This window comes from Acidaminococcus sp. CAG:542 (assembly GCF_000437815.1).
Classification (GTDB): Bacteria; Bacillota; Negativicutes; order Acidaminococcales; family Acidaminococcaceae; genus Acidaminococcus.
In genome coordinates this window covers 3,018-11,209 of the sequence record NZ_FR902084.1, presented here as the reverse complement: position 1 = coordinate 11,209, position 8,192 = coordinate 3,018, and the positions used below count along the sequence as shown (strand labels likewise).

General features: G+C 59.8%; 8 protein-coding genes and 1 pseudogene. All 9 read right to left on the bottom strand.

Going from position 1 to position 8,192, the window contains the following annotated elements:
• A partial coding sequence (locus tag QVO43_RS10205; protein ID WP_441293926.1) for a GntR family transcriptional regulator occupies positions 1–295 on the bottom strand: 295 nt, incomplete at its 3' end.
• A gap of 192 nt (positions 296–487) precedes the next feature.
• Positions 488–625 (bottom strand): annotated as a pseudogene (locus QVO43_RS10200) (GntR family transcriptional regulator); the annotation flags it as partial.
• Between the two features lie 21 nt (positions 626–646).
• Positions 647–2,452, bottom strand: a complete 1,806-nt coding sequence (gene lepA / locus QVO43_RS07055) for a translation elongation factor 4 (RefSeq protein ID WP_022487829.1) — start codon at positions 2,450–2,452, stop codon at positions 647–649.
• Positions 2,453–2,592: 140 nt separating this feature from the next.
• On the bottom strand, positions 2,593–2,856 hold the full coding sequence (gene rpsT / locus QVO43_RS07050) for a 30S ribosomal protein S20 (protein ID WP_012938698.1): 264 nt from the start codon (positions 2,854–2,856) through the stop codon (positions 2,593–2,595).
• A gap of 95 nt (positions 2,857–2,951) precedes the next feature.
• Positions 2,952–3,905 carry a bifunctional riboflavin kinase/FAD synthetase gene (locus QVO43_RS07045; RefSeq protein ID WP_022487828.1) on the bottom strand — a complete coding sequence of 318 codons (954 nt, stop codon included), beginning with the start codon at positions 3,903–3,905 and terminating at the stop codon, positions 2,952–2,954.
• The gene (gene truB / locus QVO43_RS07040; protein WP_022487827.1) at positions 3,902–4,795 is read right to left on the bottom strand and encodes a tRNA pseudouridine(55) synthase TruB; all 894 of its coding nucleotides are present in this window, start codon (positions 4,793–4,795) and stop codon (positions 3,902–3,904) included. The genes QVO43_RS07045 and truB overlap by 4 nt, the downstream gene beginning before the upstream one ends.
• A complete protein-coding gene (locus tag QVO43_RS07035; RefSeq protein ID WP_022487826.1) occupies positions 4,795–5,751 on the bottom strand; it encodes a DHH family phosphoesterase in 957 nt (318 codons plus the stop codon). The genes truB and QVO43_RS07035 overlap by 1 nt, the downstream gene beginning before the upstream one ends.
• Positions 5,744–6,100 carry a 30S ribosome-binding factor RbfA gene (gene rbfA, locus QVO43_RS07030; RefSeq protein WP_022487825.1) on the bottom strand — a complete coding sequence of 119 codons (357 nt, stop codon included), beginning with the start codon at positions 6,098–6,100 and terminating at the stop codon, positions 5,744–5,746. The genes QVO43_RS07035 and rbfA overlap by 8 nt, the downstream gene beginning before the upstream one ends.
• A gap of 9 nt (positions 6,101–6,109) precedes the next feature.
• Positions 6,110–8,192 (bottom strand): translation initiation factor IF-2 (gene infB, locus QVO43_RS07025; protein ID WP_288174697.1); only part of this gene is annotated, 2,083 nt, incomplete at its 5' end.

Here is an 8,192-nt window from a genome sequence, read left to right as displayed (position 1 = left end):
CCGCCGCTTCCCGTTCCAGGATCTCCCGGACGGCGAAATGGTCCCGGATGGATTTTTCGTCGATGCCCAGCACCACGGCCCCCTTGTTGGGCCGCAGCTTCACCAGCCCCTGGGTGGCCAGCAGCTGGAGGGCTTCCCGGACCGGGGTGGTGGACACCCCCATGTGCCGGGCGGTCTCTTCCAGGGTCAGGACGCTCCCTTCCGGGATTTCCCGGCGGAGAATAGCCTTCCGGAGATAGGAGGCCACCTGTTCCCGTGCCGGCAGGAGATGAATCTTCCCGATGGTTTCCGGCACCGTTTCCGTCTCCACCCGGTAAGCCGGGGAACCAGCCGCCTTTTCTTCCGGTGCCGGAGCCTCATTTTCCTCAGTCCGGGGCACCTTCCGGTTCTCCAGGATCTCCCGGGCATGGCAAGACACCACCATGTGCCGGTTGCTGAGCCGGGTCACCAGTCCTTCCAGCATCAGGCCCTGGAGGGCCTCCCGGATGGGCATCCGGGACACCCCGTAGGTTTTGGCCAGTTCCACCTGCTTCAGTTCCGTCCCTGGTTCCAGATCACCGGAGGCGATCCGGCTCCGGAGAGACTGGCAGATCAGATCCTGGGTGGATTTCTGCAGGGTCACCATGGCCCTCCCTCCTTTCACCGGTTATTTGTCGTCCATTTTCAGGATGGCCATAAAGGCTTCCTGAGGCAGTTCCACGCTGCCCACCTGCTTCATGCGCTTTTTCCCGGCTTTCTGCTTTTCCAGCAGCTTCCGCTTCCGGGTAATGTCCCCGCCGTAGCATTTGGCCAGCACGTCCTTCCGGAGGGCGCTGACGTTTTCCCGGGCGATGATCTTGCTGCCGATGGCCGCCTGGATGGGGATTTCGAACAGCTGCCGGGGAATCAGCTTCCGGAGCTTTTCCACCAGGGCACGGCCCCAGTACTGGGCCCGGTCCCGATGGACGATGGCGCTGAGAGCATCCACCGGATCCCCGTTCAGGAGGATATCCACCTTCACCATGTCCGAAGGCCGGTAGCCGCTGAGCTCATAGTCCAGGGAAGCATAGCCCCGGGACACGCTTTTCAGCCGGTCGAAATAGTCGAAGATGATTTCCGACAGGGGCAGGGCATAGTGGATCATTACCCGGGTTTCGTCCAGGTAGGTCATGTTCTGGTATTCTCCCCGCTTTTCCTGGGACAGTTCCATCACCGGCCCCACAAAGTCCTTGGGCACGATGATGGTGGCGTTCACGAAAGGTTCCTCCACATGCTCGATCACTGTGGGGTTGGGGAACTGGGAGGGGTTGTCCACCATTTCGATGTCCCCGTTGGTCTTCACCACTTCGTAGATAACGTTGGGGGCGGTGGTGATCAGGCTCAGGCCGTATTCCCGTTCCAGCCGTTCCTTGATCACGTCCATGTGGAGCAGGCCCAGGAACCCGCACCGGAACCCGAAGCCCAGGGCGGAAGAGGTTTCCGGCTCGAAGGTCAGGGAAGCGTCGTTGAGCTGGAGTTTTTCCAGGGCGTCCCGGAGGTTGTCATAGTCGGAGTTCTCGATGGGATACAGGCCGCAGTACACCATGGGGGTAGCCTTCCGGTACCCTGGCAGAGGCTCTTTGGCCGGCCGGTTGTTGTCGGTGATGGTATCCCCCACCCGGGCGTCCTTGACGGTCTTGATGGCTGCCGCCAGGAAACCCACCTGGCCTTCTCCCAGTTCCGGCACGTTGACCATGGCAGGCTTGAACACCCCCACTTCCGTTACGTCATAGACCTTGCCGGTGGCCATGAGACGGATGGACATGCCCTTTTTCAGGCAGCCGTTCACCACCCGCACATACAGCATGACCCCTTTGTAGGCGTCGAACTTGGAATCGAAGATCAAGGCCTGGAGAGGAGATTCCGGGTCCCCTTTGGGGGCCGGCACCCGGTTCACCACCGCTTCCAGCACCTGGTCCACTCCCAGGCCGGTTTTGGCGGAGCACAGGACACAGTCACTTTTGTCGATGCCCAGGATGTCCTCGATTTCCTTTTCCACCCGGGGCACGTCGGCGCTGGGCAGGTCGATTTTGTTGATCACCGGGATGATCTCCAGATCGTGGTCCATGGCCAGGTACACATTGGCCAGGGTCTGGGCCTCGATGCCCTGGGTGGCGTCGATGACCAGGAGCGCCCCCTCACAGGCCGCCAGGGCCCGGGAAACTTCATAGGTAAAGTCCACATGCCCCGGGGTGTCGATCAGGTTCAGGATGTAGTCGTTCCCGTCCTTGGCCTTGTAGTCCAGCTGGACTGCCTGGTCCTTGATGGTGATGCCCCGTTCCCGTTCCAGGCTCATGGAGTCCAGGATCTGGTCCTCCATTTCCCGTTTGGACAGGGTCCCGGTCATTTCAATAAGCCGGTCGGCCAGGGTGGATTTGCCGTGGTCGATATGGGCGATAATGGAAAAATTTCGAATATGATCACGTTTTGCCATGGATTCTCTCACTTTCTGTCAACGCCTGAAAAACAGGCGGAGATGTTTCAATACTTTATTATACCATGTATGGGGAGGCCCTTCCACACGCAACAAAAAAGGCCGGCAACCGAAGTTGTCAGCCTTCCTGCTGTTCAGCCTTATTTTACTGCGTTGACTTTCTTAGCTAAACGGGATTTCTTGCGGGCTGCGGCTTTTTTGTTCACCGTGCCTTTCCGAGCAGCTTTATCTAATAAGCTCGCTGCTACTTTCAAAGTGGCCTGGGCCTCTTCTTTGGATCCTGCAGCAGCAAAAGCTTCAACCTTGCGTGCGGTGCTGCGGATTTCAGCTTTCACCGGGCCATTGGCAGCGCGCCGTTCGGCATCAGTCTTGACACTACGAATGGAAGACTTAATATTCGGCATGTTCTCACCTCCACCAATAAGCTTTACCAAAATATAATATCATGGATGCTCCCTTTGTGCAAGGGATTTTTCCATTTATTTCTCAATCTTTCTGTTCAGCCCTTCCGGCCGACGGATTCTTCCTCCATGGCCAAAAGGCTCTGGGCATTCCGGGCGTCCTTCCGGAGCTGTTCCTGGAGCCGGTCCAGGTCAGGGAATTTTTCTTCTCCCCGGAGCCGGGCCACCAGCTGGACCAGCACCTCCCGGCCGTAGAGATCCCCTTCGAACCGGAACAGATGGGCTTCCAGGCGGGCTTCCTGGTTGGCAAAGGTGGGATTGTCCCCCACGTTCACCATGGCGTCATACCATTGCCCTGCCACCAGTACCCGGCCGGCGTACACCCCGAAGGCAGGCACGGCAAAATGCTGGCCCAGGATCTTCAGGTTGGCCGTAGGGAACCCCAGCAGCCGTCCCCGGTGATCTCCGGGCACCACCTGGCCCCGGATGGCATAAGGCCGTCCCAGCATCTGGGCCGCCAGCTCCACCCGGCCTTCGGCGATGGCCTTCCGGATGTTGGTGCTGCTCACCACCAGCCCGTCCTGCTTCAGCAGAGGCCGGGACAGGATGGTGAGCCCGAACCGGCTGTGTTCCGTCTTCAAAAGGCGGACGTTTCCCTTGCCTCCGGCACCGAAGCTGAAATTGTCCCCGATGCCCACAGCCTTCACCCCGCAGTCCACCAGCATCTGGAGGAACGCGTCGGCACTCATGGCCGCCAGTTCCTGGGTAAAGGGTATGTTCACCAGGATGTCCACCCCCAGTTCCACCATGAGCTTTTCCTTGGCGGTGTTGTCCAACAGCCGGGGCGGTTCCAGCTCCGGCTTCAGGCTGGCCAGGGGATGGGTGCTGAAGGTAAAGACCATCAGCTGGAGATGGTGCTCCCGGGCATAGAGCCGGGTGGTCCCGATCACCTCCTGGTGGCCCCGGTGGACCCCGTCAAAGGTCCCCAGTGCCGCCGCAGAAGGCAGCAGATGGGCGCTGTGCAGTTCATCCAGCGATGTAATCAGTTTCATGGTCTATCTTCCGTCCTTGTTTCCACGTCAGGGATGTGGATGATCTTGTGGGGCCGGAGCCGGCCGTCCACAGCTTTGGCCAGGCCCACCAGGAGCCCCTCCCGGGTCCACAGCTGGTACAGGGTACCGTCCTGGATCCCGGGCAGGGTGGTGGCCACCCCCTGGGCGATCCGCCGGCCCTGGAGGTTGTTCACCACCAGTTTGGGGAAAGACGCCAGTACCGTCTCCACCCCGGTGCAGCACCCTTCCGGGTCGGCGGCGATCTCTTCCAGGGTATGGGACTCTTCCAGGGTAAACACCCCGGCCTTCCGCCGGAGCAGGAAGCTCATGGTCCCCTTCATCCCCAGCTTTTCCGCCAGATCCTCACAGAGGGTCCGGATGAAGGTGCCCTTGGAACAGGTCACGTCGAACACCAGGGTGTCCCCGGTATAGTCCACCTTTTCCAGTTCATAGAGGGTAATGGGCCGGGGCTCCCGCTTCACTTCGATGCCCTGCCGGGCCAGCTTGTACAGCTTGGTGCCCCCTACGCTGATGGCGGAATACATGGGCGGGATCTGGGTCCCCTCTCCCCGGAAGGAAGCCAGGGCTGCTTCGATTTCCTCATCCGTCAGCGGACGCACGGGACTTTGGGCAATGACCTTCCCTTCCGTATCCCCGGTATCGGTCTGGAACCCGAAGGTCAGTTCCGCCCGGTAGCTTTTTTCCTCATGGGCCGCATATTCCAGGAACCGGGTGGCAATGCCGGTAAACACCGGCAGTACCCCGGCAGCCAGAGGATCCAGGGTGCCCCCGTGGCCGATTTTCTTCATGTTGAGGATTTTCCGCAGGGCCCCCACCACATCATGGCTGGTCATGCCCGGTGGTTTGAGTACGTTGAAAATCCCGTCCATCACAGTTCCTCCAGGGCCTTTTCCAGGGCTTCCAGGAGAGCCTTCTTGGCTTCTTCCAGAGGCAGCCCGATGGTGCAGCCGGCGGCTTTGGGGTGTCCCCCGCCGTTGAAGGCCACCGCCACCTTGCTCACATCCACCTGTTTGGACCGCATGCTCACCCGGGTGGACCGGGGTTCCACCTGCTTGAACAGCACCGCCACATCCACCCCGGCAATGTACCGGGGATGGTAGATGAAGCTTTCGGTGGAAACGGTCTTGTCATAAAGGGCCAGGGGCACCTCCAGGGTGGCAATCTTCCCTCCTGCATAGAAGCTCAGGCTGGGCAGTACCTTGGCCAGCAGCTCCACGGAATTCCGGGCCTTCAGTTCCAGCTGGTCGGAAATCTCGTTGGGCTTCACCCCCAGGGCCAAAAGGTCCGCCCCCACCCGCATGCAGCGGGGGGTGGTGTTGGCGTACTTGAAATAGCCGCAGTCGGTGACAATGGCCGTGTACAAGTCCGTGGCCAGTTCCTGGTCCACAGGCACCCCGTTCTCTTCCAGCATCAGATACATGATCTCCCCGGTGGCCGCCGCCTGGTCATCCAGCAGCAGATAATCCGCATACCGGGTGTTGGACACGTGATGGTCGATGTTCAGGATCGGCGCGGAAAGGCATTCTTCCGCCTCCCCCATCCGGTCCTTGGAAGAAGCATCCACCACCACCGTCAGATCGCAATGGATCTTCTCCCCCTGTTTGGGCTGTTCATAGGCATCCAGCCCGGGCAGGAACTGGTACACCGCCGGCAGGATATCATCCACCAGCAGCCGCACCTTTTTCCCCGCCTGGCGCAGGGCCCGGGCCAGGCCCAGGGTGGAGCCCAGGGTATCCCCGTCAGGCCCCACATGGCTCACCAGCACCAGGTCCTGGACGCTCATGAGCAGCTGCCAGGTTTCTTTCAGATCCAGTGCCTTACTCATGATGCTCTTCTTTCTTCAGCTCATGAAGGATGGATTCAATATGGGCGCTGTATTCCATGGAAGTATCCTTGTGGAAACTGAGCACCGGAGCCACCCGCAGATCGATCCGCCGGGCGATTTCCCGACGGAAGAAGCCCAGGGCGGACTGGAGGCCCTTCCAGGCTGCCGCCTGCTGTTCCTCGCTGCCGTAGAGGCTTACATAGATCTTGGCGTAGCTCAGGTCGTTGCTCACTTCCACGCCGGTAATGGTAACGAACTTCACCCGGGGATCCTTTACGTCCCGGATCAGCATGTTGCTCATTTCCTGCTTGATCAGCGCCTGGAGTTTTTCCGCACGAAGTTTGGACATGGTCCCTCCTTATTCTGCCGCCACTTCTTCCATGGTGTAGACTTCCAGCTGGTCGCCCACCTTGATATCCCGGTAGTCGGCCAGGGTCAGCCCGCATTCGAAGTTGGCCGCCACTTCCTTCACATCGTCCTTGAACCGGCGCAGGGAATCCAGTTCCCCTTCGTGGATCACGATGCCGTCCCGGACCAGCCGCACTTTGGCAGACCGGGTGATCTTCCCGTCCTTCACATAGGCACCGGCAATCAGCATCTTGTTGATGGGGATCACCTGCCGGATTTCCACATGGCCGATGATCTTTTCCTTGAATTTGGGAGCCAGCATCCCCTTGATGGCGGCTTCCACATCGTTCAGGGCATCGTAGATGACCCGGTAGGTGCGGATGTCCACCTTTTCCTGTTCGGCGGTCTTCCGGGCATTGGCATCCGGACGGACGTTGAAGCCGATGATCAGGGCGTTGGCGGCGGAAGCCAGCATCACGTCGGATTCGTTGATGGCCCCTACCCCGGAATGGACGATGACCACTTTCACTTCATCGTTCTTGATCTTGGTGAGTGCCTGTTCCAGGGCCTGGATGGTGCCCTGTACGTCGGCCTTCACCACAATGTTCAGGTCCTTCAGTTCCCCTTCCTGGATCCGGTTGAAAATATCGTCCAGGGAAACCTTGGCCTTCTTCTGTTCTTCCATCTTCTGCTTGGCCAGGCGTTTTTCCGCCACGGTCCGGGCCACATGTTCGTCACAGGCGTCCATGATGTCCCCGGCTTCCGGCACGTCATTAAGCCCAAGCACTTCCACAGGGGTGGAAGGCAGCGCCTTCTTCACCTTTTCGCCCCGGTCGTTGACCATGGCACGGACCTTCCCGTAGCAGGTGCCGGCCAGGATGGAATCCCCGATGTGCAGGGTCCCCCGGTCGATGAGCACGGAGGCCACAGGCCCTCTGCCCTTGTCCAGTTTGGCTTCGATGATGGTGCCGTGGGCAGGCAGGTTGGGGTTGGCTTTCAGATCCTGCATTTCAGCCACCAGCAGGATCATTTCCAGCAGGTCGGAGATACCGGTCTTCTGCCGGGCAGATACGGGAACCATGATGGTGTCCCCGCCCCAGGCTTCCGGGATCAGTCCGTGTTCGGACAGCTGCTGCATGACAAAGTCCGGGTTGGCCCCTTCCTTGTCGATTTTGTTGATGGCCACGATAATAGGCACCTTGGCGGCCTTGGCATGGTTGATGGCTTCGATGGTCTGAGGCATTACCCCGTCGTCAGCGGCCACCACCAGCACGGCGATATCCGTCACCTGGGCCCCCCGGGCACGCATGGCGGTAAAGGCTTCGTGGCCGGGAGTATCCAGGAACACAATGGGCTTGCCCTGGCACACCACCCGGTAAGCACCGATGTGCTGGGTGATCCCGCCGGCTTCCCGGGCGGTTACGTTGGTTTTCCGGATGGCATCCAGAAGGGAGGTCTTGCCGTGGTCCACGTGGCCCATAACCGTCACCACAGGAGGACGGGGCACCCGCAGAACCGGGTCGTCTTCCACTTCCGGCACTTCCGTGGGATCCGCTTCAGGAGGCGGTTCCTTGATTTCGCAGTTGAAGTCCATGCCCACCAGTTCAGCGGTTTCATGGTCGATTTCCTGGTTGATGGTGACCATCTTGCCCAGCATGAACAGCTTTTTGATCACTTCGTTCACGTCCCGGCACAGGAGCTTGGCGAAATCCTTCACGCTGATGCTTTCTCCCACTTCCACGCTGGTGGGACGGACCACTTCGGTCTTTCTGGCAGGAGCAGCGTTCCGGTTGTTGTTATTGTTGTTTTTGTGTTTATGGTTTTTCATCATATGATCAGCACTGCGGGTAGGACGGTCCTCCCGGGTGGCGTAAGAGCCCTTGATTTTCTCCCGTTTTTCCTGATGGTTGTGGCTGCCGTTCCGTTTGCCCATATCCTTGCCGGCATGGGCGCTGTTGCCGTTGATGGGGGCACCGGCTTTCCCGCCCCGGTTGTTCTGGGGCTTGTTCCGGTTGTTGTTCCCATTGTTTCCGTTCCGGTTCTGGCCGTTGTTCCGGTCGTTGTGGCTGAACCGGCTGTTCCCGCTGCCGTTC